Origin of the sequence: Pseudacidovorax intermedius, assembly GCF_003350475.1 — a bacterium.
Taxonomy (GTDB): domain Bacteria; phylum Pseudomonadota; class Gammaproteobacteria; order Burkholderiales; family Burkholderiaceae_C; genus Xenophilus; species Xenophilus intermedius.
The window spans coordinates 197,749-222,376 of record NZ_QQAV01000007.1 but is presented as its reverse complement, the minus strand read 5'-3'; the positions used below and the strand labels follow the sequence as shown (position 1 = coordinate 222,376).

The 24,628-nt window shown below is 68.8% G+C and carries 21 protein-coding genes; 9 read left to right on the top strand and 12 right to left on the bottom strand.

The genetic code is table 11. The annotated features are described in order from the left end of the window. Position 1: 1 nt before the first annotated feature. From DFR41_RS18055 to DFR41_RS18025, 7 genes are all read right to left on the bottom strand, one after another. The gene (locus tag DFR41_RS18055; protein ID WP_114803742.1) at positions 2-838 is read right to left on the bottom strand and encodes an ATP-binding cassette domain-containing protein; all 837 of its coding nucleotides are present in this window, start codon (positions 836-838) and stop codon (positions 2-4) included. Then, on the bottom strand, positions 835-1,809 hold the full coding sequence (locus DFR41_RS18050; protein WP_017759932.1) for an aliphatic sulfonate ABC transporter substrate-binding protein: 975 nt from the start codon (positions 1,807-1,809) through the stop codon (positions 835-837). Before DFR41_RS18050 ends, DFR41_RS18055 begins: the two co-directional genes overlap by 4 nt. Before the next feature lie 171 nt (positions 1,810-1,980). Further along, positions 1,981-2,820 (bottom strand): aliphatic sulfonate ABC transporter permease SsuC, encoded by an 840-nt coding sequence (gene ssuC / locus DFR41_RS18045; RefSeq protein WP_043113582.1) that lies wholly within the window; start codon positions 2,818-2,820, stop codon positions 1,981-1,983. Positions 2,821-2,835: 15 nt separating this feature from the next. Further along, positions 2,836-4,017: an FMNH2-dependent alkanesulfonate monooxygenase gene (ssuD, locus tag DFR41_RS18040; RefSeq protein WP_017759930.1), complete on the bottom strand. Its 1,182-nt coding sequence runs from the start codon at positions 4,015-4,017 to the stop codon at positions 2,836-2,838. A gap of 59 nt (positions 4,018-4,076) precedes the next feature. Then, entirely contained in the window at positions 4,077-4,343 is a 267-nt protein-coding gene (locus tag DFR41_RS18035; RefSeq protein ID WP_017759929.1) for a hypothetical protein, read from the bottom strand. A gap of 111 nt (positions 4,344-4,454) precedes the next feature. Beyond that, positions 4,455-5,042, bottom strand: a complete 588-nt coding sequence (gene ssuE / locus DFR41_RS18030; RefSeq protein WP_017759928.1) for an NADPH-dependent FMN reductase — start codon at positions 5,040-5,042, stop codon at positions 4,455-4,457. A 193-nt stretch (positions 5,043-5,235) separates the two neighbouring features. Then, entirely contained in the window at positions 5,236-5,979 is a 744-nt protein-coding gene (locus tag DFR41_RS18025; RefSeq protein WP_043113584.1) for an SDR family oxidoreductase, read from the bottom strand. A 102-nt stretch (positions 5,980-6,081) separates the two neighbouring features. Here DFR41_RS18025 and DFR41_RS18020 point away from each other — a divergent pair, with 102 nt between their 5' ends. Then, a complete protein-coding gene (locus tag DFR41_RS18020) occupies positions 6,082-6,981 on the top strand; it encodes an AraC family transcriptional regulator (protein ID WP_017759926.1) in 900 nt (299 codons plus the stop codon). 163 nt (positions 6,982-7,144) lie between these two features. On the opposite strand, the gene DFR41_RS18015 is transcribed toward DFR41_RS18020, so the two are convergent. Beyond that, positions 7,145-8,119, bottom strand: coding sequence for a LysR family transcriptional regulator (locus DFR41_RS18015; protein ID WP_114803809.1), 975 nt, complete (start codon positions 8,117-8,119; stop codon positions 7,145-7,147). A 149-nt stretch (positions 8,120-8,268) separates the two neighbouring features. Between DFR41_RS18015 and DFR41_RS18010 the strand changes: the two genes are divergently transcribed. The 6 genes from DFR41_RS18010 (at position 8,269) to DFR41_RS17985 (ending at position 17,225) form a co-directional block, all read left to right on the top strand. Further along, positions 8,269-9,291: a TRAP transporter substrate-binding protein gene (locus DFR41_RS18010; protein ID WP_043113588.1), complete on the top strand. Its 1,023-nt coding sequence runs from the start codon at positions 8,269-8,271 to the stop codon at positions 9,289-9,291. Positions 9,292-9,361: 70 nt separating this feature from the next. Next, positions 9,362-11,143: an IlvD/Edd family dehydratase gene (locus DFR41_RS18005; protein ID WP_114803741.1), complete on the top strand. Its 1,782-nt coding sequence runs from the start codon at positions 9,362-9,364 to the stop codon at positions 11,141-11,143. Between the two features lie 22 nt (positions 11,144-11,165). Beyond that, entirely contained in the window at positions 11,166-12,380 is a 1,215-nt protein-coding gene (locus tag DFR41_RS18000) for a fumarylacetoacetate hydrolase family protein (protein ID WP_052383591.1), read from the top strand. 31 nt (positions 12,381-12,411) lie between these two features. Next, positions 12,412-13,026 carry a TRAP transporter small permease gene (locus DFR41_RS17995; protein WP_017759921.1) on the top strand — a complete coding sequence of 205 codons (615 nt, stop codon included), beginning with the start codon at positions 12,412-12,414 and terminating at the stop codon, positions 13,024-13,026. Then, positions 13,023-14,300, top strand: a complete 1,278-nt coding sequence (locus DFR41_RS17990; RefSeq protein WP_017759920.1) for a TRAP transporter large permease subunit — start codon at positions 13,023-13,025, stop codon at positions 14,298-14,300. The genes DFR41_RS17995 and DFR41_RS17990 overlap by 4 nt, the downstream gene beginning before the upstream one ends. A gap of 57 nt (positions 14,301-14,357) precedes the next feature. Continuing rightward, positions 14,358-17,225: an endo-1,4-beta-xylanase gene (locus DFR41_RS17985; protein ID WP_170159410.1), complete on the top strand. Its 2,868-nt coding sequence runs from the start codon at positions 14,358-14,360 to the stop codon at positions 17,223-17,225. 10 nt (positions 17,226-17,235) lie between these two features. Here DFR41_RS17985 and rrtA read toward each other — a convergent pair whose 3' ends face one another. Then, positions 17,236-17,790, bottom strand: a complete 555-nt coding sequence (rrtA, locus tag DFR41_RS17980) for a rhombosortase (RefSeq protein WP_170159409.1) — start codon at positions 17,788-17,790, stop codon at positions 17,236-17,238. 48 nt (positions 17,791-17,838) lie between these two features. Continuing rightward, on the bottom strand, positions 17,839-18,621 hold the full coding sequence (locus DFR41_RS17975) for an alpha/beta fold hydrolase (RefSeq protein ID WP_170159408.1): 783 nt from the start codon (positions 18,619-18,621) through the stop codon (positions 17,839-17,841). Between the two features lie 55 nt (positions 18,622-18,676). Between DFR41_RS17975 and DFR41_RS17970 the strand changes: the two genes are divergently transcribed. Beyond that, a complete protein-coding gene (locus DFR41_RS17970; RefSeq protein WP_114803808.1) occupies positions 18,677-19,078 on the top strand; it encodes a helix-turn-helix domain-containing protein in 402 nt (133 codons plus the stop codon). 74 nt (positions 19,079-19,152) lie between these two features. Then, positions 19,153-20,466, top strand: coding sequence for a flavin-dependent oxidoreductase (locus DFR41_RS17965; RefSeq protein ID WP_114803737.1), 1,314 nt, complete (start codon positions 19,153-19,155; stop codon positions 20,464-20,466). A gap of 48 nt (positions 20,467-20,514) precedes the next feature. On the opposite strand, the gene DFR41_RS17960 is transcribed toward DFR41_RS17965, so the two are convergent. Further along, the gene (locus DFR41_RS17960) at positions 20,515-22,608 is read right to left on the bottom strand and encodes a putative bifunctional diguanylate cyclase/phosphodiesterase (RefSeq protein ID WP_114803736.1); all 2,094 of its coding nucleotides are present in this window, start codon (positions 22,606-22,608) and stop codon (positions 20,515-20,517) included. 356 nt (positions 22,609-22,964) lie between these two features. Then, positions 22,965-24,599 carry a rhodanese-like domain-containing protein gene (locus tag DFR41_RS17955; RefSeq protein ID WP_114803735.1) on the bottom strand — a complete coding sequence of 545 codons (1,635 nt, stop codon included), beginning with the start codon at positions 24,597-24,599 and terminating at the stop codon, positions 22,965-22,967. Positions 24,600-24,628: the final 29 nt, after the last annotated feature.

Sequence of the window (24,628 nt, the reverse complement as noted above, 5' to 3'; positions counted from 1 at the left end):
ATCAAACAGCCCAGCGCAGTGCGTGGGCTGGCGTCTGCGCCAGCGGGTCGTTGGCGGCCGGCAGTGGTGCCTCGTCCGCGGGCTTCTGCAGCACGCGGTCGAGGATGCGCTTCTCCAGCGCGGCGAAGGCGGCATCTCCCTGGGCACGGGGCCGCGGCAGATCGATGCGGACGTCCAGCGCGATTCGGCCTTCCTCGATCAGGATCACGCGGTCGGCCAGGGCCACGGCCTCCTGCACGTCGTGCGTGACCAGCAGCGCGGTGAAGCGGTGGCGCTGCCACAGGCGCTCGATCAGCCGGTGCATCTCGATGCGGGTCAGCGCGTCCAACGCGCCCAGCGGCTCGTCGAGCAGCAGCAGCCTCGGGTGGTGCACCAGCGCGCGGGCCAGGGCCACGCGCTGGCGCTGGCCGCCCGACAGGCGCGCCGGCCATTCGTCGGCCCGCTCGGCGAGCCCGACCTGGGCCAGCACCTCGCGGCCACGCTCGCGCGAACCGGCAGGCAGGCCCAGCGTCACGTTGTCGAGCACGCGCTTCCAGGGCAGCAGGCGCGCCTCCTGGAACATGATGCGGGTGTCGTCATGCAGGCCGCGGATCGGCTTGCGGTCGGTGGTCAGCTGGCCGGAACTGGCGGGCTCCAGCCCGGCCACCAGGCGCAGCAGCGTGCTCTTGCCGCAACCGCTGCGGCCCACGATGGCCACGAACTCGCCCGGCGCCACATGCAGCTGCAGCTGGTGCAGCACCTCGCGCTCGCCGTAGCGCTTGCCCAGGCCCTGCGCGTCCAGCGCGACGCCCGCGGGCGCGATCACGGCTTCTTCTTCCCGATTCAGTACGGCGTTCATGAGGCGGCTCCCGGCTTGAACAGATCGACGTCCAGCGCATCGACGCGCCGCGGCAGCAGCTTCTCGGCCAGGAAGGCATCGGCGATGCGCTGCTGCTCGCCCAGCCGCTCGCGGGTGACGGCCCGCACCGCATAGCTGCGGCGGCCGTTGGCCTGCTCGACCACCGCAGCATCCAGGCCCCAGAAGGGCGCGAGCAGCGCCGCGGCCTCCTTGGGTTGGGCCTTGACCCAGCGGCCGGTCTTTTCGAGCTCGGCATAGAGCACGGACAGCGCCTCGGGCCGCGCCCGTGCGAATCGCGTGCTGGCGAGGTAGTAACGCTGGTAGGAGGCCAGGCCGGTGCCGTCGGCCAGCACGCGCGCGCCCGACTGGATCTGCGCGGCAGAGAGGAACGGGTCCCACACCACCCAGGCATCGATGGCGCCTCGCTCGAAGGCCGCGCGGCCATCGGCCGGCGTGAGGTAGGCGGGCTCGATGTCCTTGAAACCCAGGCCGGCCTTGGCCAGCGCCGCCAGCAGCAGGTAGTGCACGCCAGCCGCCTTGGCAAAGCCGACCCGCTTGCCGCGCAGGTCGGCCACCGTGCGCAAGGGCGAATCGCTGCGCACCACGATGGCCTGTGCGGCGGGCGACGGCGCCTCCTGCGCCAGGAAGGTCAGCTGCGCGCCCACCGCCTGTGCGAACACCGGCACCGTGTCGGCCACATCGGCGCTGACATCCACGTTGTCGAGGTTCAGCGCCTCCAGCAGCGGCAGTCCGCTGGTGAACTCATGCCACGTCGGCTTGAGCCCCAGCGGCGCGAAGGCCCGCTCCAGCGTGCCCTGCAGCCGCAGCACGGCGATGAGGGTGGAGGACTTCTGGTAGCCGATGCGCACGGGCTGCGGCGCGGCGCTGCCCTGCGCGAGTGCAGAGCCGGCAGTCAGGGCACCGAGCATGCCCAGGGCGGTACGGCGTTGAATGAAGTGATCAGCGTTCATGAAGAGGATGCAACAGCAAAAGATCTATCGCCGGCCCGGCGTCCGATCAAGGGAGCCCGAAGGCCGCGGAGCAGGCCAAGCAGGAGCGCCCGCGGAACTGGCCCCGCCAGGCCACCAGGCGCGCCCCCGCAGGGGGTGGGCGAAGCGCGAAGCGCGCAGCCTGGGGGGAAGTCACTGATACCCCGGGTGCCATCTCAGCCACCACCGTTCCAATCCCCGGGCTAACAGATCGGCGAGCTTGCCCAGCAGCGCATAGAGCAGGATGCCCACCAGCACCACGTCCGTCTGCAGGAACTCCCGCGCGTTCATGGTGAGGTAGCCGATGCCGGCCTGGGCCGAGATGGTCTCGGCCACGATCAGGATCACCCACATCAGCCCCAGCGAGAAGCGCAGCCCCACCAGGATGGACGACAGCGCCCCCGGCAGGATCACCTGCCGGTACAGCTGCCAGCGCGAGAGGCCGTAGGTGCGCCCCATCTCGATCAGCTGCGGGTCGACGTTGCGGATGCCGTGGAAGGTGTTCAGGTAGATGGGAAAGAACACTGCCACGCTGATCAGGAAGAGCTTGGCCGATTCGTCGATGCCGAACCACAGGATCACCAGCGGGATGAGCGCCAGTGCCGGAATGTTGCGCACCATCTGGATCGTGGAGTCGAGCAGCGTCTCGAAGAAGCGCACCGAGCCCGTGAGCAGGCCCAGCGCCAGCCCCAGCCCGCCCCCGACGGCCAGTCCCGCCAGCGCGCGACCGGCGCTGACCTTCACATGGGTCCACAGCTCGCCCGAGGCGGTGAGCTGCCAGGCGGCGCGCAGCACGTCCACCGGCGCCGGCAGCACCCGCGAAGAGAGCCAGCCCAGTGAGGAAGCGGCCTGCCACAGCACGACCAGCAGCACGGGCACGACCCAGGGCAGCAGGCGCTGGCCGAGGCCGGCCAGGAAACTTCGTAGGCCGCCTGCGTCGGCGGAACGGGTCAGTGCGGCAGGGGCCGGCAATGCTTGTGCTTGTTGGGTCATCGGGTCTCTCCTCTCTCAGCCCTGGGCACGCAGCCGCGAGGGCGCATCGACATTGGCGACCACTTCGCCCAACGGGCCGCCAGTGCGGGCGCCCTCCCCGCTCAGGCGCGCCTGCAGATCGCGGGGCAGCAGGGGGAACACGAGTTCGGCGAAGCGGTAGGCCTCCTCCAGGTGCGGATAGCCCGAGAAGATGAAGGCATCGATGCCCAGGTCGGCGTACTCGCGGATGCGCGCGGCCACCTGCTGCGGATTGCCCACCAGCGCCGTGCCGGCACCGCTGCGCACCAGGCCCACGCCGGCCCACAGGTTGGGGCTGATCTCCAGCGCTTCGCGGCTGCGGCTAGTGCCGCGGCCATGCAGCGCGGCCATGCGGCGCTGGCCTTCGGAGTCCATGCGGGCCAGCGCTTCCTGCGCCTTCGCGATGGTGGCGTCGTCCACGCGGCTGATCAGCGCATCGGCGGCGCGCCAGGCTTCGTCCTCGGTCTCGCGCACGATCACGTGCAGGCGGATGCCGAATTCGACCTGGCGGCCCAGACGTTCAGCCCGCGCCCGAACATCGGCCAGCTTGCGCCCCACCTCCGCGGGTGGTTCGCCCCAGGTGAGATAGCGCTCGACCTGCGCGGCGGCGAGTTCATGCGCCGCCTCGGACGAGCCGCCGAACCATACCGGCGGATGCGGCCGCTGCAGAGGCGGAAACACCAGCCGCGCGCCCTTGACCTGCACATGGCGGCCATCGAAGTCGAACGCCTCACCGCCATGGCTGCGCGCCACGATCTCGCGCCACACGCGGATGAACTCGGCCGACTGGGCGTAGCGCTCCGCATGTGGAAGGAAGACGCCATCCGCCTCCAACTCGGCACGGTCGCCGCCCGTGACCAGGTTGATCAGCAGCCGGCCGCCGCTCAGGCGGTCGAAGGTGGCGGCCATGCGCGCGGCGAGCGAGGGCTGGTGCAACCCCGGACGCACCGCCACCAGGAACTTGAGCCGGCGCGTGGCACCGATCAGGCTGGACGCGACCACCCACGGGTCTTCGCAGGAGCGGCCGGTGGGAATCAACACGCCCTCGTAGCCCAGGGCGTCGGCGGCACCGGCGATCTGCTGCAGGTAGGCCAGGTCGACCGGTCGCGCACCCTCGGTGCTGCCAAGGTAGCGGCTGTCGCCGTGGGTGGGGAGGAACCAGAACAGCTTGAGGCTCATGGGGGGCTTTCTTTCTCTTTCCTGGAATACGGGGGTCTCGCGGACAGGCAGTCAGCGCATCACCAGGAATGGGCAAGCGCCGAGGCGGGCACGGCCGGCGGCCTTGGCAGGCTGGCGCCGCCAGCGCGCAGGCGCTGGAGCGCGCGCAGCGGCCCGGCCGACCGCGCAACGGGCAGGCGACTTGGTCGCACATTGCCCAGGCGCACGTCCCAGGCCACGGCTGTGACGCCGATGATGCGCAGGGCCGTCTGCGAGAGAACGCGGCCGCTTTCGGAGGGAGGGAAGCTCGGATCGGCGTCGGTGCGCCGCAGGGCGGGAAGGCTCATGGCGATCTCCGGGTCCAGGTATGCGACGGCACAGCCAGGGCAGCGCCATCGCAAGGAATTCGAGGGAAACGAAGGGCAAAGGAAGGACGAGGTCGACGCCGACAGGCAGCGTCACACGCTACATCGCACGCTGGAAAACGCCACCGGCGCAAAGCCGTGCACGGGGGGCAGGTGCAAGCCCTCGGCGGCCAGCGTATTCACGGCTTCGGCCAGGCGGACATCCAGCTCTTCCTGCAATTGCCAGGCACCCTCCGGCACCAGCGTCACCTGCGCGTCGCTGGCGTACACGCCCGGCAGGATGTGCCGCGCGCCGAGCGACTGCAGCACGGGCCGCAGCGCGTAGTCGAGCGCCAGCATGTGATGCGGGCTGCCTCCGGTGGCCAGCGGCAGCACCGTCTTGCCCTTCAAGGCCGTCTGCGGCAGCAGATCGAGGAAGACCTTGAGCAGCCCGCTGTAGGCCGCCTTGTAGACCGGCGTGGCCACCACGATGGCCGGTGCCGCGGCCAGCGCGTCGACCGCCTGTGCGATGGCAGGCGCCGACGCATCGGCGGCGAGCAAGGGCGCGGCCGGCAGATCGCGCAGCTGCAGCAGTTGCGCCTCCACGTCACGTTGCGCCAGCCGGTCGGCCACGGCGTGCAGCAAGGCGGTGGAGCGGGAAGGCGCCGAAGGGCTGCCGGCGATGAGGAGGACGGGGGGCATGGGCGTCGGGACCGTGGCACCCGCCGCGGGCGCGGCGCCAGGGATCGGTCGTTGTGGGTGGCTGTCGATGGCGCCGATTCTGGGCAGTGGCCCCGCTGCTGCGAACGACTGTGTTCTCAGGTCGACATGCGGAAAACGAGTAAGGGAGGGCGCGAAGCGCGTTGCAGCGGCCCACGCCTTGTCCCTCGCTCTGTCAGCTGGCCCGCGCCAGCGCCACGGCGTCGGCCCCCGCTGGGAAGTGCAGCCGCTCGGAGGTGTCGTTGGTGGCGTCCCAGATGCCTTCGGCGACATCCGTGGCGGTTGTGACTGCGGAGAGTCCGCCGAACCCTGCAAACACTTCATGCGCAAAGGGCTCGTACGGCTTCGTGATGAGGCCTTGCATGCGCTGCTGGCCGTTGGCGGTGAAGCGGGTGGAAGGCCCGTAGCCGGGCTCGACCAGCTTCACTCGCACACCCACCGCCTTGAGTTCATGCGCCAGCGACGCCGTGAAGCCTTCGATGGCGGTCTTGCTTGCTGTGTAGGCCGCCACCAGCGGAAACGGGGCCAAAGTCGCGCTGGACGTGACGTTGACGATCATGCCGGCACCGCGTTCACGGAACTGCGGGATCACGGCCTGGCACATTGCCATGACGCCGAAGGTGTTGGTCTCGAAGACCTCGCGCACCGTGGACATGGGCGTGGCTTCGAAGGCGCCGAACAGGCCGATGCCGGCGTTGTTGACCAGCGCATCGATGGGACCAGCCGCCCGCAGCGCTTGGTCGATGCTCTCGGTCCGCGTGACATCCAGCGGCAGGATGCGCAGCTTGTCCGAGGCAGGAAGCAGGTCTGGCTGCGGGGTCCGCATGGTGGCGATGACCTTCCAGCCTTTGGACAAGAAGTGACGGGCGGCCTCCAGGCCATAGCCGGACGAACAGCCGGTGATCAATACAGTCTTCATTTCGTGCTCCGAGGTGCGGTGGTTGACTCGGATGCAACGATAGGGAAAGCTGGCCGGATTCCCGATACCAGGAAGTCCACATCTTTTTAGCGATCATCCATCGTGAGTGACCCGCTCTCCGACATCGTCCGGCTGCTTCGGCCCGAGGCCGTGTTCGCCAACCTGATCAGCGGCAAGGGCGACTGGGCGGTGCGCTACGCCGATTTCGGCCAGCCCAGCTTCTGCGTCATGCTGGAAGGCAGCTGCCGGCTGGCCGTGGATGGACACGAGCCCACGATGCTCAGCGCCGGCGACTTCGTGCTTCTTCCCACGACGCCCCCCTTCACCTTGTCGAGCGCCGTCCCCGTGCCACCGGTCCACCTGGACCCCACCCAGGTGCCGGAAGGGCCGGAGTTGCGCTATGGGGAGCGAACAGGCCCACCCGACATGCGCTCGGTAGGGGGATCGTTCATCTTCGACTGCGCGGATCCGGGCCTTCTCGTGTCACTGCTTCCGACAGTGGTGCACGTGCGCGCCTCGGTGCGACTGTCCCAACTCGTGCAGATGGTCGGCGAGGAGACCGCGGACGATAAGCCGGGCAAGGTCTTCATGCGCTCCCGGCTGGCGGAGATGCTGCTGGTCGAGGCCATGCGTTCGACCACGTCGGGAAGCGCCCCGCCAGGCCTGTTGCGTGGACTGGGCGATGTGCGATTGGCCGCCGCGCTCAAGCAGATGCATGCGCATGTGGAGCGACGCTGGTCGGTCGCCCAGCTCGCCAGAATCGCAGCCCTGTCGCGGTCGGGCTTCTTCGAACGATTCACGCGGACGGTGGGGGTCGCACCGATGGAGTACCTGCTCTCATGGCGGATGGAACTCGCGAAGGAACTCCTGCGTCGTGGTGAACTGTCCGTTTCGGCGATTGCCGAACACATCGGCTACGGCTCCACCAGCGCATTCAGCGTGGCATTCGCCAGGCATGTCGGACAGCCGCCCAGCCACTACGCGCGGACAGAGCGAGCGTGAAGCTGCGGCTGCGTCTCCCCACGCGGGAGCACGCCTGCAATTCTTCGGACGCCAGCGCATTCGACGGGTGACGCTCGTCGCGTTCGGGCCACCGCCATGGTCTCCGAAGCCGCCAACGAACTGCCAGAACTCGCGGCTCGGCCCGAGCCGAGACGCCGTCCTGCTAGGCCGCCGACGCCGCTTCGGCCGGCGGATTGGCTAGGTTGCGGATCACGTCCATGAAGGCCAGCACCGCCGTGCCGGGCGGCTCGCCCTGCAGCGTGATCAGGCCGAAATCGGGCATGCGGTTCGGCAGATCGGCCGCGATGCGCGTCAGCAGCCCCCGCCGCACGTACTTGTCGGCCAGGGCGGCGGGCTGCAGCGACAGCATCGTGGTGCTCTGCATCAGCTCCAGCGCGAAGAGGAAGGACGGCGTCTCGACGATGCCCGAGGTGAGCGAGAGGCCCGTGCTGCTGAAGATGTCGTCCGACACCCGGCGCAGCGCCGTCGAGGGGGGATAAAGAATCCACGGCCAGTTCGACAGCTCCCGCAGCGAGGGCGCGTTCGGGCCGCGCAGCGGGTGGTGCACCCCTGCGGTGATCTGCAGCATTTCGCCGCTCAGGTTCTCGTAGCGGAACTGGTCGCGCTGGGCCTCGTCGGTGAAGCGGCCGATCATCACGTCGATCTTGCGCTCGGCCAGCCACACGATCAGCTGGTCGCTGCTCTGTTCCAGCACCTTCACCACCAGCAGCGGCCGCAGCCGCTGCAGCTCGGCCACTGCGGCGATCAGCAGGTGCGCCGCCGAGCCCGAGATGGCGCCGATCGTCAGATGGCCATGCCCGCCCTGCTTCAGGGTGCTGAACTCGTCCACGAACCGGCGGTGGCCGTCCAGCGCGGCGTGCGCGTAGCGCAGCGTGAACAGGCCCAGTTCGTTCGGCTGCATACCGCGCGGCAGGCGGTCGAACAGGCGCGCCTCCAGCATCTCCTCGATGTCCATCAGCACCTTGGTGGCGGCCGGCTGCGTGATGTACATCTGCTCGGCCGTCAGTCGCAGATTGCGCGTCTTGCCGAGGATGTCCAGGAACTGAAGGTGCCGGAAACGCAGCCGGGAGACTTGCGCCAGCAGCGTGGATTTACCGGAAGTCGAGTCTGGACCCATCAGCATTTGGAATGGATGCTAGCGAAAAAGTCAGTGGACCGGCAGGTGGCCGTCACCTAGCCTTCGCATGCGTCGAGTACGGCTCCACAGAGGGCCAGCGCATCGCGGCAAGGTTGCCGCACCCCTGCATATTCCATTCTGGAGACATCATGAAGATCAGATCAATGGGCCTGGCGACGCTGCTGCTGGCGGCGCTGGCCGGCTCCGCTTTTGCACAGGTCAAGGAACACGCATTCAAGATCGGCACAGGCCTCACCGACGACCATCCGCAGGCTCAGGCGCTGAAGTACTTCGGCGAGCGCCTGGCGGCCGCCAGCGGCGGCAAGCTGACGGCGCGGGTCTACACCGGCGGCTCGCTGGGCAACGACCTGAGCATGACCTCGGCGCTGCGCGGTGGCACGCTGGAGATGACGATCCCCGACAGCTCCACGCTGGTGTCGCTGGTCAAGCCCTTCGGTGTGCTGAACCTGCCCCTGAGCTTCAACAACGAGAAGGAAGCCGACGCCGTGCTGGACGGCCCCTTCGGCCAGAAGCTGCTGGCCAAGCTGCCGGAGAAGGGCCTGATCGGCCTGGGGTTCTGGGAGAACGGCTTCCGCCATGTCACCAACTCGCGCCGGCCGGTGCAGCGCGCCGAAGACCTGAGCGGCCTGAAGCTGCGCGTCATCCAGAGCCCGCTCTTCCTGGACACCTTCAACGCCCTGGGCGCCAACGCCACGCCGATGCCCTTCACCGAGCTGTACACGGCCATGGAGCAGGCCGCCGTGGACGGGCAGGAGAACCCCCCGGCCACCATCCTGGCCAGCAAGTTCTACGAGGTGCAGAAGCACCTGGTGCTGTCGCGGCACATGTACAGCGCCTGGGTGCTGCTGATGTCCAAGAAGACCTGGGACGGCCTCTCGCCGGAAGAGCAAAAGATCGTGCAGGACGCCGCGCGCGAAGCCACGCTGTATGAACGCAAGACCATCCGCGCGTTCTCCGACACGGCCCTCGCCGACCTGAAGAAGGCCGGCATGCAGATCACCGAACTGCCACCGGCCGAGCAGGCCAAGATGCGCAGCAAGCTGCAGCCGGTGCTCGCCAAGTTCAGCAAGGAATACGGCGAGGACACAACGGCCGAAATGAACGCCGAACTGGCCAAGGTGCGCGGCAGCACGACCGCCGACAGCAAGTAATCGCGCCCCCCGATGGAGGTGGCCGCATCGCCGCTTCCATCCCCTCCCCCTTCTTCTCAGATCGACAGCGATGGAAAAAAGAGCTGGTCGCGGCTTTCGCTCGCGCGAATGGTTTGCCGATCCCCAACGTTCCGACATGACGGCGCTCTACCTGGAGCGCTTCATGAACTACGGATTGACGCCCGAGGAACTGCGTTCGGGCCGCCCCATCATCGGCATTACGCAGACTGGCAGCGACCTGTCGCCCTGCAACCGCATCCACCTGGACCTGGCGCGCCGTGTGCGCGACGGCATCCGCGATGCCGGCGGCATTCCGATGGAGTTCCCGGTGCACCCCATCTTCGAGAACTGCCGCCGTCCCACCGCCGCGCTGGACCGCAACCTGGCCTACCTGGGCCTGGTCGAGATCCTGTACGGCTATCCCATCGACGCCGTCGTGCTGACCACCGGCTGCGACAAGACCACGCCGGCCGGCATCATGGCCGCGTCCACCGTGGACATCCCGGCCATCGTTCTATCGGGCGGCCCCATGCTCGACGGCTGGCATGGCGGCGAGCTGGTGGGCTCCGGCACGGTGATCTGGCGCAGCCGCCGGCAACTGGCGGCCGGCGAGATCGACGAAGAGGAGTTCCTGCAGCGCGCCTGCAGCAGTGCGCCCTCGGCCGGGCACTGCAACACCATGGGCACGGCCTCGACGATGAATGCCGTCGCCGAGGCGCTGGGCCTGTCGCTGCCGGGCTGCGCCGCCATTCCCGCGCCCTACCGCGAGCGCGGCCAGATGGCCTACGAGACGGGCCGCCGCATCGTCGGCATGGCCTTCGAGGACCTGCGGCCGTCGCGCATCCTCAGCCGCGAGAGCTTCCTCAATGCCTTGTCGGTGGTCAGCTGCGCGGGCGGCTCCAGCAACGCGCAGGTGCACATCATGGCCATGGCCCGCCATGCCGGCGTGGACCTGCGGCCGCAGGACTGGACGGAACACGCCTACCACCTGCCGCTGCTGCTGAACATGCAGCCTGCCGGCAAGTACCTGGGCGAGCGCTTCTTCCGCGCGGGCGGCGTACCGGCGCTGATGTGGGAACTGCAGCAGGCCGGCCGACTGCATGGCGACTGCGCCAGCGTGACGGGCAAGACCGTGGCCGAGAACGTCCAGGGCTGCGAGAGCAGCGACCGCGAAGTCATCCGCCCGTTCGACGCGCCGCTGATGACCGATGCAGGCTTCCTGGTGCTCAGTGGCAACCTCTTCGACTTCGGCATCATGAAGACCTCGGTCATCTCGCCGCGCTTCCGCGAGCGTTACCTGAGCCGGCCCGGACACGAAGGTGTGTTCGAGGCGCGCGCCGTGGTCTTCGACGGCGCCGACGACTACCACGCCCGCATCAACGACCCTGCCCTCGAGATCGACGAAGGCTGCATCCTCGTGATGCGCGGCGCCGGCCCCATTGGTTGGCCGGGCTCGGCGGAGGTGGTCAACATGCAGCCGCCGGACGCACTCATCCAACGGGGCATCCAGGCGCTGCCCACGCTCGGGGACGGCCGCCAGTCGGGCACGGCCGACAGCCCCTCGATCCTCAACGTGTCGCCCGAAAGCGCCGTCGGGGGCGGCCTGCGTTGGCTCCAGACCGGCGACGTGATCCGGGTCGACCTCAACGCCGGCCGCTGCGACGCCCTGCTCTCCGACGAGGAGATAGCCCAGCGCCAGCGCGCGCTGCCCGCCCCGCAGTTGCCCCCGAGCCATTCCCCCTGGGAGGAGATGTACCGCCGCCACACCGGGCAACTGGTGGAAGGCGCCACCCTGGACATGGCCCTGAAGTACCGCCGCATCGCCGAGCGCACGCCGCGCCACAACCACTGACTGACGTCCCGAGGAAATCTGAATGACTGTGACAACGACGGCCATGCCGGCGCATCCCCCTGCCCTGCACCCCGCGCTGCCGATGGACGGCCTGGCCGGCACGCTCGTGGCCCGTGCCTGGCGTGCCGGTACGCCGGCCGGCCCCGCCGTGGTGGCGCTGCGCCCGGACGGCGTGTTCGACCTGAGCCGGCAGTTCCCCACCATGAGCACGCTGCTCGAGACCGAGCAGCCGGCGCAAGCGGCGCGTTCGGCCGTCGGCGAGTACCTGTGCAGCGTCGAGGCGCTTCTGGAGAACAGCAGGATGGATGGCCGCGATGCCACCCTGCCCTGGCTGCTGGCGCCCTGCGACCTGCAGGTGGTCAAGGCCGCCGGCGTGACCTTCGCCGCCAGCATGATCGAGCGCGTGATCGAGGAGCAGGCCGGTGGCGACGCCGGCCGTGCGCTGGCGCTGCGCAGCCAGGTCACGGCGTTGATCGGCACCGACTTGTCCGACATCTGCCCCGGCTCGGCCCAGGCGCAGGCGCTGAAGCGCCTGCTGCAGCAGAAGAACCTCTGGTCGCAGTACCTGGAGGTCGGCATCGGGCCCGATGCGGAGGTCTTCACCAAGGCGCCCGTGCTGGCGGCCGTGGGCCATGGCCAGGCCATCGGCATCCGCGCCGAGTCGAGCTGGAACAACCCCGAGCCCGAGGTGGTGCTGGCCGTCAACAGCCGCGGCGCCATCGTCGGCGCCGCGCTGGGCAACGACGTCAACCTGCGCGACATCGAAGGCCGCAGCGCGCTGCTGCTGGGCAAGGCCAAGGACAACAACGCCTCCTGCGCCATCGGCCCCTTCATCCGGCTCTTCGACGACAGCTTCGGCCTGGACCAGGTCCGCGCCGAGACGGTGCATCTGGAGGTGGCCGGCGAGGACGGCTACACGCTGCGCGGCATCAACACCATGGCCAGCATCAGCCGCGATCCCGAGGAACTGGTGCGCCAGACGACGGCCTGCCACCAGTACCCGGACGGCTTCATGCTGTTCCTGGGCACGCTGTTCGCCCCCATCGACGACCGCGATGAACCCGGTGGCGGCTTCACCCACAAGCTCGGCGACGTGGTGACCATTCACAGCCACTGGCTGGGCCGCCTGCAGAACCGCGTGACGCATTGCGAGGCCGCGCCGCCCTGGCAGTTCGGCCTGCGTGCGCTGATCGCCAACCTGGCCGAACGCGGCCTGCTGCAAGGGGCGCGGCTGTAACGGCCACTCAACTTCTACAAGGGAGCTATCGATGATTGATACAACCATCGCGCGGTTCTGCCGCGCGATCGACCTGCTGATCGCCGCCGCCCTCGCCGTCATGGTGGTGCTGGTGTTCGGCAACGTGGTCCTGCGCTATGCCCTCAACTCCGGCATCGCGGTCAGCGAAGAACTCTCGCGCTGGCTGTTCGTCTGGCTGTGTTTCCTGGGTGCCGTGGCCGCGCTCAGGGACGGCGCGCACCTGGGTACCGACATGCTGGTCTCGCGCCTGAGCGCGACGGGCAAGAAGGTCTGCCTGGTGATCGGGCAGCTGCTGATGCTTTACCTGACCTGGCTGTTCCTCGACGGCAGCTGGCAGCAGATGCGCCTGAACCTGGACATGGAGGCGCCCGTGACCGGTACCCCGGTGGCGGTGTTCTACGCGTCAGGCGTGGTCTTCTCGGTCCTCGCGGGACTGCTGCTCGTCCTGCAGCTCGTGCGCGTGCTGACCGGCCGCATCAGCGAGAGCGAGCTCGTGATGGTCAGGGAATCGGAAGAGCAGGCCGAACTCGAGGCGTTGCAGGCCGAGCTGGCGCGCGACGACGCAGCCACCGGCCCCGCACAACCCCACGCAGCGGGCGGCAAGCCCCAAGGAAAGCATCCATGACCGTCTTCATCTTCCTCGCCAGCCTCGTCGGCGCGATGGCGCTGGGCATTCCCATCGCCTACGCCCTGCTCGCCAGCGGCGCTGCGCTGATGTGGCACCTGAACCTGTTCGACGCGCAGATCCTGGCGCAGAACTTCATCGACGGGGCGGACAGCTTTCCGCTGCTGGCCGTGCCCTTCTTCATGCTCGCCGGCGAGATCATGAATGTGGGCGGCCTGTCGCAGCGCATCGTCAACTTCGCGCTCGCCCTCGTCGGCCACGTCAAGGGCGGGCTCGGCTACGTGGTCGTGCTCGCCGGCTGCCTGCTGTCGGCCCTGTCCGGCTCGGCGGTGGCCGATGCCGCGGCGCTCACCGCCCTGCTGCTGCCCATGATGATCAAGGCGGGGCACAAGAAGGAGGTGTCGGGCGGCCTGATCGCCTCGGCGGGGGTCATCGGCCCCATCATTCCGCCGAGCATCGGCTTCGTCATCTTCGGCGTCGCTGCGAACGTGTCGATCAGCAAGCTGTTCATCGCCGGCATCGTGCCGGGCATCCTGATGGGCGTGAGTCTTGCGCTGACCTGGTGGTGGGTGGGCCGCAAGGAAGTGCTGGCCGTGCCGCCGCGAAAGTCGCGCGCCGAGATCTGGGCCGCCGCGCGCGAATCGGTGTGGGCGCTGATGCTGCCGGTGTTCATCCTCGTCGGCCTGCGCATGGGCGTGTTCACGCCCACCGAGGCGGCGGTGGTCGCCGCGGTCTATGCGCTCTTCGTCGGCAATGTGGTGTATCGCGAGCTGCCGCTGCGCGCCCTCGTGCACATCTTCGTCACGGCAGCGCGCACCACGGCGGTGGTGATGTTCCTCGTGGCCGCCGCCATGGTGTCGGCCTGGCTGATCACGGTGGCCAACCTGCCGCAACAGGTGGTGGAACTGCTGCAGCCGCTGCTCGGCAGCCCGACGCTGCTGCTGATCGCGATCATGCTGCTGGTCATGCTGGTGGGCACGGCGATGGACATGACGCCGACCATCCTCATCATGACGCCGGTCCTGATGCCGCTGATCAAGGCGGCCGGCATCGACCCCATCTACTTCGGCGTGCTGTTCATCATCAACAACGCCATCGGTCTCGTGACGCCCCCGGTGGGCACGATCCTCAACGTCGTCGCCGGCGTCGGCCGGATGAAGATGGACGAGGTGACCCGCGGCGTGATGCCCTTCATGACGGCCCAGTTCGCGGTGATGTTCCTGCTGGTGCTCTTTCCGCAACTGGTCCTGGCACCACTGCGCTGGTTCTATTGACGGGAGGCGCGCATGAGTGACGCCAAAAGATTTCTGACGACAAACAAGGAGACAAGCATGCATCTGAACATCGAACGCCGCCCTGCATCAGGGCGGCGAGGCCCGGCAGCAGCCGACAGCGCGAATACCGGTCAGGGCCGATCCATCGGAAGGTCCGGGGTCATGTCGGGACGACTCGACGTCAAGCGCATCCTGATTGCCCTGGCGGCCAGTGCCGTGGTCACCAACAGCGCTCTGGCGGTCGATCGTCCCACCGACCCCGCCAATTGGCCGGCGCTCAAGGACGTCTACCAGAACTACTTCCTGATCGGCAGCACCAACCTCGCCGCCAGCTACTTCGCGGCCAACGTGGTGCCGGGTGAGAACTCCACCGCCGCCATGACCTTGAAGCACTTCAACGTCGTGACGCCGGGCAACGCGATGAAGCCCGAGTTCTGGAATGGCGGGAGCACCAATCCGACCCCGACCTTCCTCACCAATCTGACTTCGGGCATCAACGCCGACATCAGCGCGGCCAACGCGCGCGGCGTGAAGGTCAACGCGCACACACTGCTCTGGCACAACCAGTCGGCCCTGTGGCCGGCCGCCAACGTCCTGACTTCGACGGGCGGATGGGAAACCCCCTGGGACTACACCACGGCGAAGACCAACCTGGAGTACTACATCCGGACCGTGGCCGGCCATTTCGACCAGGATCCGTACAAAACCTATGCCTGGGACGTGGTCAACGAAGCGTTCAAGGACAGCCCCGACAACCCGGCCGACTGGCGCAACGCCCTGCGCACCGGCTACAGCCCCGAGGAGCGGCCGTCCCGCTGGGCCCAGGCCTATGCCAAGGGCGGCAAGAGCTGGGAGTACATGTACGACGCGTTCTTCTACGCGCGGCAGAACACGACCTCGCTGCTGAACTACAACGACTTCAACGACAACGAGCGCGCCTCCAAGGCCACGGCCATCGCATCGATGGTCAAGGAGTTCAACCAGCGCTACGCGGCCGAGTCGGCTGCGGGCAAGGGGCGCATCCTTCTGGATGCCAAGGGCAATCCGCGACCGCTGGTCGACGTGATCGGCACGCAAGGGCACTGGGACATGCGGCTCAACATGGACGCCTTCGAGCGGACCATCAAGACCTATCTCGAAGCAGGCGTGAATGTCGACCTGACCGAGCTGGACCTCGCGCCCACGCTGGGCCTGGACAAGGGCCAGCGCATCCAGAACGGCCCCGAGATGGATGCGCTGTTCCAGGAACAGGGCATCCAGTACGCGAAGCTCTTCAGCCTGCTCAAGGAATACGCCGCCGGCCCGGGCGGCCGCCACCCCGAGTACAAGGGCGGCGTGCACCGCGTGACTTGGTGGGGCATGACGGACCCGGGCTATCACACCAACGGCTATCCGTGGTCCGCCGTCGGGCAGCCCAAGGAGGCGTACTGGGCCACGACCAATCCCGAGCAGTACCTCATCGACGCCGGCCTGCCGCCGAATGGCGTCACTGCCACCTTCACCTATGGCGGTGAAAGCTTCAAGGCCCGGACCTGGGGCGGCAAGAACGCGCAGGTGGCGCTGGACATCAGCGTGCCGGCCGACACGAAGAACGTCGTCTTCACCGCCGCCAACGTCGCGCTGCCCGCGGGCTTTGCCGTCGAGAGCATGAAGTTCAATCCGCCCGATTGCGCCGTGAGCCCCGGCAAGCCCTGCCATGTGACGGTGACCGCGCGCGGGCCTGCGCCGAAGACGACGGCAGTCGAGAACACGGCGACCTTCGTCCTGTCCTTCGGCAAGATGACCGTCGGATGGATGGCCGCATCGAACGCGCTGGAGGCGCCGCTGTCCTATGCGGAAGTCCGCTTCAGTGATGGCGTGACGCCCTTCAAGCAATACCGGACCACGTATGGCAGCGATGGCATGGCGAGGGCGTCCGGCGTCGTGGAACTGAAGCCGGTCCCCAAGCATGGGCGCACCACACTGGTCCTGTCGCCGCAAGACGCCATTGCCGGCCCGAGAGGCCTGAAGCTGGAGAGAACCGCGTCGACGGAGAAGGCCTGGCGGCTCATGACGCGACTGGAGCCTGGCAAGACCTACATGGTGGTGTCGGGTGACTCCCTCTTCGACGGAAAGCCGAAGCCGGCGGCATTGACGAACAGAACCAAGCCCGCCACCACCGCATCGCCGGAATCGCTGTCGCGCACCGCCGTCACCCTCAACGGTGCCGTGCTCGTGCCGGCGCGAAACTCGAATGCGCCGGAGACCGAGCCCGCCCTGGCTCAGGACAACCTCAAGTTCGTCTTCGAGGAGGCGAAGAGCCCTGCCGCCGGCCCCTATGCGAACCAGGAGGGCCACACCATGCAGAGCTTCATCCATGGCACCAACGTCTACCCGCAGATCGTCTTCAGGGGCAACGGCGCCACCGGTACCGTCGTGGCGGGTCAGAACTCGCTGATCTCGCGCCAGACGAACGGCCAGGAAGGTTCGCAGATCGCCGAGCGGTCGCTGGACCAGGCGGTGTGGTTCAACACGCCCATCGATCCGGAGAGCGGCGATATGAAGATGTTCCTGTACACCGAGAAGGACGGCGTCAAACAGCACTATGTGCTGAAGGACGTCAGCGATGGCGAGACGGCCAACCGGGACGCCGGCAATGCCATCAGCCAACGGCAAGGCGCCGTCGGTGGCTTCGTCGCCGCGCAGGCGCAAAGCGCCAAGGAGGGGACCAGCGTCAAGCTGTACGCCTACGACATCGAAGCCTATGCCGTGGCGGATGAACCGACGACCCCGACGACGCCCGGGACGACGGACCCCAATACGCCGGTGATGCCCATCGCGACCCCGTTCACCCGCAAGGGCGGTTCACTGGGCGCGGGTGACCTCGTGCTCGCACTCGCTGGCCTCTTCGGGCTGGCCATGGTCCGCCGTCGACGCGGCAGCTGAAGCCGTCGAGTCAGGCATCTCGCAGGCGGTGCAATGCCGCCTGCCCGAGGCACAGCGCCAGGGCGCAGAGCGCGCCGTAAAGATGTGCCTCGACCATCACCTCGCCGCCGATCAGCGCACGCTGCGCATCGGACGGCGGCTGCACCAACTGCCAGCCGATGCGGGCGACGACCGCGGCCAGAGCGACCCACGCCCAACGCTCGCCCCGCCAGGCCCGCGGTGCCAGCACCCAGATGAACAGGCCATAGAGCACGCCTGACAGGCCCGCATAGTTGGCCGCGCTGGGCGTCGCGGCCACCAGCAAAAGCCCGACGCCGACGGCCAGCGCCACCAACGCGGTCGACCAGGCGCGCGCGCTGCGCTCACCCCCCGCCAGCGCGGCGCACAGCGCCAGGCCGCCCACATTCATCACGCAGTGCGCCCACCCGAGATGCACCGCATGCGCCGACAAAAGACGCCAGTACTGTCCGTCGAGCACCGCCGCGCGCTCGTAGCGCAAGGCCGCGTAGACCGGTTCACCGCCCGCCTGCAAAACCAGCACGAGGCCGGCGAGTGCCGCAGGCACGAGCCAGTTGGCGAGGGATTGCTTCGGGGGATGTCTCACGCCGCGGGCCTATTCAACAGAGGGTCTCGATTGTTCGCCGCATTGCCGCGCGTTTGCAGCCGCATCGACCCGCTGCAGCCAACGCAGCAAAGCCGCGACGACCGGCGCAGGCTGCTCCAGGATCGACATGTGGCCCGACTCGGCCACCGCCACGAGTTCGGCGTCGGGCAGAAGCGACGCCATTTCCTGGCTCAGGCCCAAGGGAGTGACCTGGTCTTCCCGCCCACACACCACGACGGCGGGGACGTTCATGCGCGGCAGCAGGTCGCGGGTGTCTGCCCGGTTCATGGCGGCCCGTTGCTGCCGGACGAAACCCTGGCTCCCGACCGCCGCGGCCATGTCGAACAGCAGGCGCAGCAGTTCGCCGTCCTGCAGCCGGGACGCGTGAACGATCCGCGCGGCAAAGCCCTGCGCGACCTGGCCGAAGGTGGCGGTGGTGCCGGCGCCTTCGGCACCGTCCACGGCCTGGATCATCCTGTTGCGCGCCTGCTTCGCCTCCTCGGTGTCGGCCCGGGCGCTCGTGTCCAACAGGCCCAGCCCTGCAATGCGATCGCCCGCCTGGCGGCAGACCTCCTGCGCGACATAACCACCCAGCGAGAACCCTGCGACCGCGAATGTGCCGGCGGGCATGGCAGCGATCGCAGCACGAGCAGACTCGGCGATGCTGTCGTGCAGGTGCGTGGGCGCAACCTGCACCGTGCGCCCTCCTTCAATGGCGGTCGTCAGAGGTTCCCAGATCCGGGCATCGTTCATCAGCCCGGGAAGCAGAAGAAGGGGCGTCGCGTGGTTCATGGCCAGGGTTATAACTATGCAGCTGGATGCATAGTCAAGATGGAGCACACCACGGATGTGGATCGCCGAGTTCGCGCGCCGCGCAGGCGTGAAGCAGACCACCATCAGGCACTACCTGCGCGAAGGCCTGCTGTCGCCGCGCACAGGGCTCGCTGGCGGGTCGCGGCCCTACCTGGAGTTCACCGAATCCGATCTACGCCTGGTCTCGGCCATCCAGGCGGGCCAGGCGCTGGGCCTCTCGCTCCAGGAGATCAGGGTGCTCATCGGAGAGCGGCGTTCGGGCAGCGGACAGGCCCGGATGCTCAAGGCCCTGACCTCGCAGCGCGACAAGTTGCGCAGCAGGGCTTTGGAACTGCAGGCGATGCTCTCCTTCCTCGACCGAAAGATCGAGTGGCTCGAAGCGGGCGCGAAAGGGCCGCCGCCTCCGCATGCAACCACCCCTGGCGTGAAGAGATGAGGTGACATCGCGACGTCAGCGCCGGGCTGGCAAGAACGAGAAGGCCGGCGGCTGCCCATGGACAATCCCCCGCCATGCCAGGAGACAACCCCATCCCTTCCCTACCCCGTCCCGTGCTCATTGCCGGTGGCGGCGTCGGTGGCATGGCCACCGCCCTCACCCTCCATCAGATCGGCGTGCCGTGCATCGTCTTCGAGACCGTGCCCGAGCTGCAGCCCCTGGGCGTCGGCATCAACCTGCAGCCCAACGCCGTGCGCGAGCTGCACGACCTGGGCTTCGGCAACGATGTGCTCGACACCATCGGCCTGCAGGCGCGCGAATGGGCGCTGGTGGGTCGCAACGGCAACGAGGTCTATGCCGAGCCGCGCGGTCTGGCCGCCGGCTACCGCTGGCCGCAGTACTCGGTGCATCGCGGACAGCTGCAGATGCTGCTGTTCGATGCCGTGCGCGCCCGGCTGGGCGACGATGCCGTGCGCCTGGGCCAGCGCGTGACCGGTTATCGGCAGGACGCCGATGGCGTCACGGCCCTCATCGAGACACGCGACGGCAGGCGGGAGGAAGTGGCAGGCTCGCTGCTGATCGCGGCCGACGGGCTGCACTCGGCCGTGCGGGCGCAGATGCATCCCACGCAGCCGCCCATCCAGTGGGGCGGCGCCATCATGTGGCGCGGCACCACGCCGGGCGTGCCGGTGCGCACCGGCGCGTCATTCGTGGGCGTGGGCTCGCTCAAGCACCGGGTGGTGCTCTATCCCATCTCGCCGCCCGATCCGGCCACGGGTCTGGCCACCATCAACTGGATCGCCGAGATCACGGTCGACAACCAGGGCGGCTGGCCGCAGGGCGACTGGAACCGGCGCGTGCAGCTCGATGACTTCATTCACCACTTCGAAGGCTGGAACTACAGCTGGATCGACGTGCCGGCCATGCTGCGCGGGGCCAAGGACGTCTTCGAATATCCCATGATCGACCGCGACCCGGTGCCCACCTGGGTCGACGGCCGCGTTGCGCTGCTGGGCGATGCGGCGCACGTGATGTACCCCGTGGGCTCCAACGGGGCCAGCCAGGCCATCGTGGATGCGCGGGTGCTGGGCGCCCAGTTCATCGCCCATGGCGTCGGGCCGCAGGCGCTGCGCGCCTACGACGACAGGCTGTGCAAGGACATCTCGGCGCTGGTGCTGCGCAACCGCGGCGCCGGCCCGTTCGGCCTGCTGGGTCTGGTGGACGAGCGCTGCGGCGGCGTGTTCGACCACATCGACGAGGTGCTGCCGCGCGAGGAGCGCGAGGCCTTCATGGCGCGCTACAAGGCTGCAGCGGGCTTCGCCATCGAGACGCTCAACGCCGCGCCGCCGACCATCGCGCCGGGGCAGCGCGTGCGGGCTGCGGCCTGACACCCGCGCAGCCTGCACGCGGCTGAAGCAACCCGGCAGGCCGCCGCGTCACACGCGCGCCAACGATGGCCGCCGCCGGCTCCAGGCCACCAACTGATCTGCCGGCATCGGCCTCGCAAAGAAGTAGCCCTGCAGCTCGTCGCAGTTCATGCCGACGAGGATGTCGCGCTGGCCCGCCGTCTCGACACCCTCTGCCACCACCCGCAGGCCCAACGCATGGGCCAGCCGCACGACGGCATCGACCACGGCGCGGGCGTCGGCGCTGGTCTCCAGGTCGCTGATGAAGCTGCGGTCGATCTTGAGCTGCCGCGCGGGCAGGCGCCGCAGGTAACTCAGGCTCGAGTACCCGGTGCCGAAGTCGTCGATGGCGATGAAGACGCCGATGCGCGCGAGGCGGCCGAACACCTCCTGCGTGGTGTTGACGTCCTCCATGGTCACGGTCTCGGTGATCTCGCACAGCAACTGCGAGGCCGCCACCCCGTGACGGCGCAGGGCCGCATCGATGCGCTCGACCAGGTCGGCCTCGTGCAGCTGCTGGGCCGACAGATTGATGGCCACACGCATCGGCATGCCGACGCGGGCCCAGTCCTTCATCTGGCGGCAAGCCTCCTCGATCACCCACTGGCCCAACTGGCCGATGAGGCCGAAGCGCTCGGCCACCGGGATGAAGGTCGAGGGCCCCAGGGTGCCGCGCACCGGGTGGTTCCAGCGGACCAGCGCCTCCACCCCCGCCAACTCGCGCCGGCGGCAGTCGATCTTGGGCTGATAGTGCAACACCAGCTCGCCGCGTTCCAGGGCCTGGCGCAGCTCCGTCTGCAGGCTGAGCTGCTCATGGGCATTGGTGCTCATGTGTGGCTCGAAGAAGGCGTACTGTCGCCCTCCTGCCCGCTTGGCGGCCCGCATGGCCGCATCGGCATGGGCCACCAGGGCACCCTTGCGCGCGTGGTCGGGGTACATGGCCATGCCGATCGACGCGGAAATCTGGACCGGCGGCTCGCCCACCGTGAAGGGGCGTGCCAGCTCGTCGAGGATGCGGCCGGCCACCATGCTGCAGTCGGCCGGATGGGCCACGTCCTCCATCAGCGCCACGAACTCGTCCCCGCCGACGCGCGCGACGGTGTCGCCGCTGCGCAGCACGCGGCGCAAGCGGTCGGCCACCTCGCGCAGCACCTTGTCGCCGCATGCATGGCCGAAGGAGTCGTTGACCGGCTTGAAGCCATCGAGGTCGACGAAGAGCACCGCCAGCTTGCGCACGCCCCCCGTCCGCGCCGAGGCCAACCGCTCATCGAAGAATGCACGCGTGGGCAGACCGGTGAGCGGATCCAGCACGGCACGACGGTCCAGCTCGTCGTTGGCCTCCTGCAGCTGATGATTGGCCCGCTCGAGCGAGTGATGCAGGGTTCGGGTCTGGCCCCGAAGCCGCGCGTCGAGCATGGCCGTGACCAGCGTCAGCACCTGCATCAGCACGGTGGCAGCGATCACCATCAGGACGAGCCCATCGCCGCCGAGCTGCTCGGCACTGAGGCAGACACTGCCCTCGGCGTAGCTTGCCGAAGCCATGCCCATGTAGTGCGTGCCGATCATCGCGGCACCCAGCCCGACGGCCATCCACAGCTGCTGCGCGCGGGCGTGGGAGCCTTCCCGCCGCCTGAAGAACAGCCGCAGCGTGGTGGCGGAGGCCAGCCAGACAAGCAGGGTCGCCAAGCCGATCAACGGCAGATTCCACGAGACCCCGGGCGACATGTCGAGCGACAGCATGCCGATCTGGTGCATGCTCAGGAAGCCGATGGCCATGAGAGCAGAGCCGCCCGCGAGCTGCGGCCACGCAAGGCGCCGCGCGCGCGCGAGGAGAAGCGTCACCGCCGCGGTCAGTACCGCCAGCAGCCAGGACAGCCCCGTGAAGCCATAGCTGTAGCCCATGGATACGGGCAGGCTGTGGGCCATCATGCCGACGAAATGCACGGCCCAGATGCCCGTGCCCATGACCAGCGCCCCACCGGCACACCAGATGAGCGCCGTCAGTCGGTCGCGGGTATGGACGCGCTCGCCCAGATCGAGCGCGACGAACGCCACAAAGATGGAGAGCGCCACCGACGCCGCGACGATCAGCGGGTCGTAGGTGGACGCCATCGTCGCAGTCATGGTGCACGCAGCGGTTTAAGACCCTGACGCGATCGCACCCGCGGCGGGACGAGCCTCCGCCTGCTCGCCTCGGCGCGATGAACGCTTTTGTATCTGCATGGGAGTGCCCGCCGCTCTCTCTGTTCAAGGCCCGGGGCGCCGGGCCGTCCCTCCGAAAAAACGCGAGCGAACTTTCATGCCGTCCCGCATTGGTGAGGGTAGTCAGAAGAAACCGGGCACCGCGTCAGATTCCGGATATATCAGGCGTAGGAACGCGACGCAGCCGACACCCCGGGAGCGATGACTCACCACCCTCCAACGCCAGCGTCAGCGCGGCTGCGGCTGCGGCTGCGGCTACGGTGGCTGCTGCTGCGGGATCAGATCACGCGGAAATGGTGTGTGCCGTCGCGGCTGAGCTGGGCGACGAGGCCGAACTCCCAGTCCAGGTAGCCCTGCATCGCTTCGCGCGGAGCGTCCGTGCCCTCGTAGGGACGGCGGTAGCGGTCGGTGCGCGGCGTGGCCAGACGGGCCTCGCCGGCTTCTTCGGGCAGACCGGCGGCGAACCAGGCGGCATTGCCGCCGGTCAGCAGGCGGACCGGCAGGTCGGTGCGCCCCTGCGCGTCGAGCAGGGCGCGCAGGTCGGCCGCGGCATGGGCCGCCAGCAGGCTGGTGCCGCAGGTCAGCACATACTGGCTGGCGGCGGGCAGTGACCGCGCCAGGGCCGTCGCCAATTGGGCGCGGACGGCGAACCAGGCACCGGGGATGTGGCGCCTGACATAGTTGGCGCTGGCACCGACGTCGATGAGCACGGCATCGCCCGCCTCGAGCAGCGCCGCCAGGGCCGCGGGCGCAATGGGCTCGACGTCGCGGTGCGGCGCGGGCCGCTCTGGCGCGGGCGTGCCCGTCTCGCTGAAGTCGGTGGGGGCGGCGCCTTCGATGCGCCACACCTCCCAGCCCATCTGCGCCAGCCAGGAGCCGGTCATGGCGGCGCGCACGCCGTCGTCGTCGGCCAGCACGAAGCGGGCGCCACGCACGGGGGCGTGGTGGTCGGTCTCCTGCACCAACTGGCCGCCGGGAGCGCTGGCAAAGCCGGGCAGGTGGCCGGCCTCGTATTCCTCGGGTGTGCGCACGTCGAGCCGGTAGGTGGTGCGGCCGGCTTCGCCCAGCAACGCGGGCAGGTCGGCCAATGCCAGCGTCCGCACGCCCGCGCGGGCCGCCACGGCCTGGGCGTCGGCACGGGCCTGTTCGCGGACGGCCGGATCCACGTCCGGCGGCGCACGTCGCTGCGCGCCATGTTCCAGTTGCTGGCCGGCCAGCAGCCAGCCGATGGTGCCGTTGCGCAGGGCCGCCACCGGGTTGGGCAGGCCGGCATTCACCAGCGACTGCGTGCCGATGATGCTGCGCGTGCGCCCGGCGCAGTTGACGATGACCCGCGTGGCCGCATCGGGCGCCAGCGCCCGTGCGCGCAGCACCAGTTCGGCGCCGGGCACGCTGGTGGCGCCGGGGATGCTCATGGTCTGGTACTCGTCGAAGCGGCGCGCGTCGAGCACGACCACGTCGGCCTGGGCGTCGAGCAGGGCCTTGACCTCCTCGGCCGCGAGCGAGGGCGTGTGCCGCTCATGCTCCACCAGCTCTCCGAAGGACTTGCTGGGGACGTTGACGTCGCGGAACAGCTCGCCACCGGCGCGCCGCCAGCCTTCCAGCCCGCCTTCGAGTGCATGCAGGTTCGTGTAGCCGAGCCGGGCAAGCACAGCGGCGCCGCGCGGCACCAGGTCCTCGCCTTCATGCTCGCCGTAGAGCACGATGAGCGTGTCGCGCCGCGGGATGCGGCGCCAGGCCTCCAGCTCGACGCGCGACAGCGGCAGGTTGGCGGCCCACAGCGGATGGGCCTGGGCATAGGGGTCTTCCTCGCGCAGGTCGAGCAGGGCGATCTCGCGGCGGTCCAGCAGGTGCTGGCGCACCTGGGCAACGCTCAGCGCGGGCAAGGGGGACAGAGAAGCAGTCTGGGTCATGAAGAACGGAAAGAAGCCATGCGGCGCGC

Coding starts and splice junctions, on each gene's coding strand:
- DFR41_RS18055 (WP_114803742.1), bottom strand. CDS start 838: ATGAACGCCGTACTGAATCGGGAAGAAGAAGCCGTGATCGCGCCCGCG.
- DFR41_RS18050 (WP_017759932.1), bottom strand. CDS start 1,809: ATGAACGCTGATCACTTCATTCAACGCCGTACCGCCCTGGGCATGCTC.
- ssuC (WP_043113582.1), bottom strand. CDS start 2,820: ATGACCCAACAAGCACAAGCATTGCCGGCCCCTGCCGCACTGACCCGT.
- ssuD (WP_017759930.1), bottom strand. CDS start 4,017: ATGAGCCTCAAGCTGTTCTGGTTCCTCCCCACCCACGGCGACAGCCGC.
- DFR41_RS18035 (WP_017759929.1), bottom strand. CDS start 4,343: ATGAGCCTTCCCGCCCTGCGGCGCACCGACGCCGATCCGAGCTTCCCT.
- ssuE (WP_017759928.1), bottom strand. CDS start 5,042: ATGCCCCCCGTCCTCCTCATCGCCGGCAGCCCTTCGGCGCCTTCCCGC.
- DFR41_RS18025 (WP_043113584.1), bottom strand. CDS start 5,979: ATGAAGACTGTATTGATCACCGGCTGTTCGTCCGGCTATGGCCTGGAG.
- DFR41_RS18015 (WP_114803809.1), bottom strand. CDS start 8,119: ATGGGTCCAGACTCGACTTCCGGTAAATCCACGCTGCTGGCGCAAGTC.
- DFR41_RS18010 (WP_043113588.1), top strand. CDS start 8,269: ATGAAGATCAGATCAATGGGCCTGGCGACGCTGCTGCTGGCGGCGCTG.
- DFR41_RS18005 (WP_114803741.1), top strand. CDS start 9,362: ATGGAAAAAAGAGCTGGTCGCGGCTTTCGCTCGCGCGAATGGTTTGCC.
- DFR41_RS18000 (WP_052383591.1), top strand. CDS start 11,166: ATGACTGTGACAACGACGGCCATGCCGGCGCATCCCCCTGCCCTGCAC.
- DFR41_RS17995 (WP_017759921.1), top strand. CDS start 12,412: ATGATTGATACAACCATCGCGCGGTTCTGCCGCGCGATCGACCTGCTG.
- DFR41_RS17990 (WP_017759920.1), top strand. CDS start 13,023: ATGACCGTCTTCATCTTCCTCGCCAGCCTCGTCGGCGCGATGGCGCTG.
- DFR41_RS17985 (WP_170159410.1), top strand. CDS start 14,358: ATGCATCTGAACATCGAACGCCGCCCTGCATCAGGGCGGCGAGGCCCG.
- DFR41_RS17975 (WP_170159408.1), bottom strand. CDS start 18,621: ATGAACCACGCGACGCCCCTTCTTCTGCTTCCCGGGCTGATGAACGAT.
- DFR41_RS17970 (WP_114803808.1), top strand. CDS start 18,677: ATGTGGATCGCCGAGTTCGCGCGCCGCGCAGGCGTGAAGCAGACCACC.
- DFR41_RS17965 (WP_114803737.1), top strand. CDS start 19,153: ATGCCAGGAGACAACCCCATCCCTTCCCTACCCCGTCCCGTGCTCATT.
- DFR41_RS17960 (WP_114803736.1), bottom strand. CDS start 22,608: ATGACTGCGACGATGGCGTCCACCTACGACCCGCTGATCGTCGCGGCG.
- DFR41_RS17955 (WP_114803735.1), bottom strand. CDS start 24,599: ATGACCCAGACTGCTTCTCTGTCCCCCTTGCCCGCGCTGAGCGTTGCC.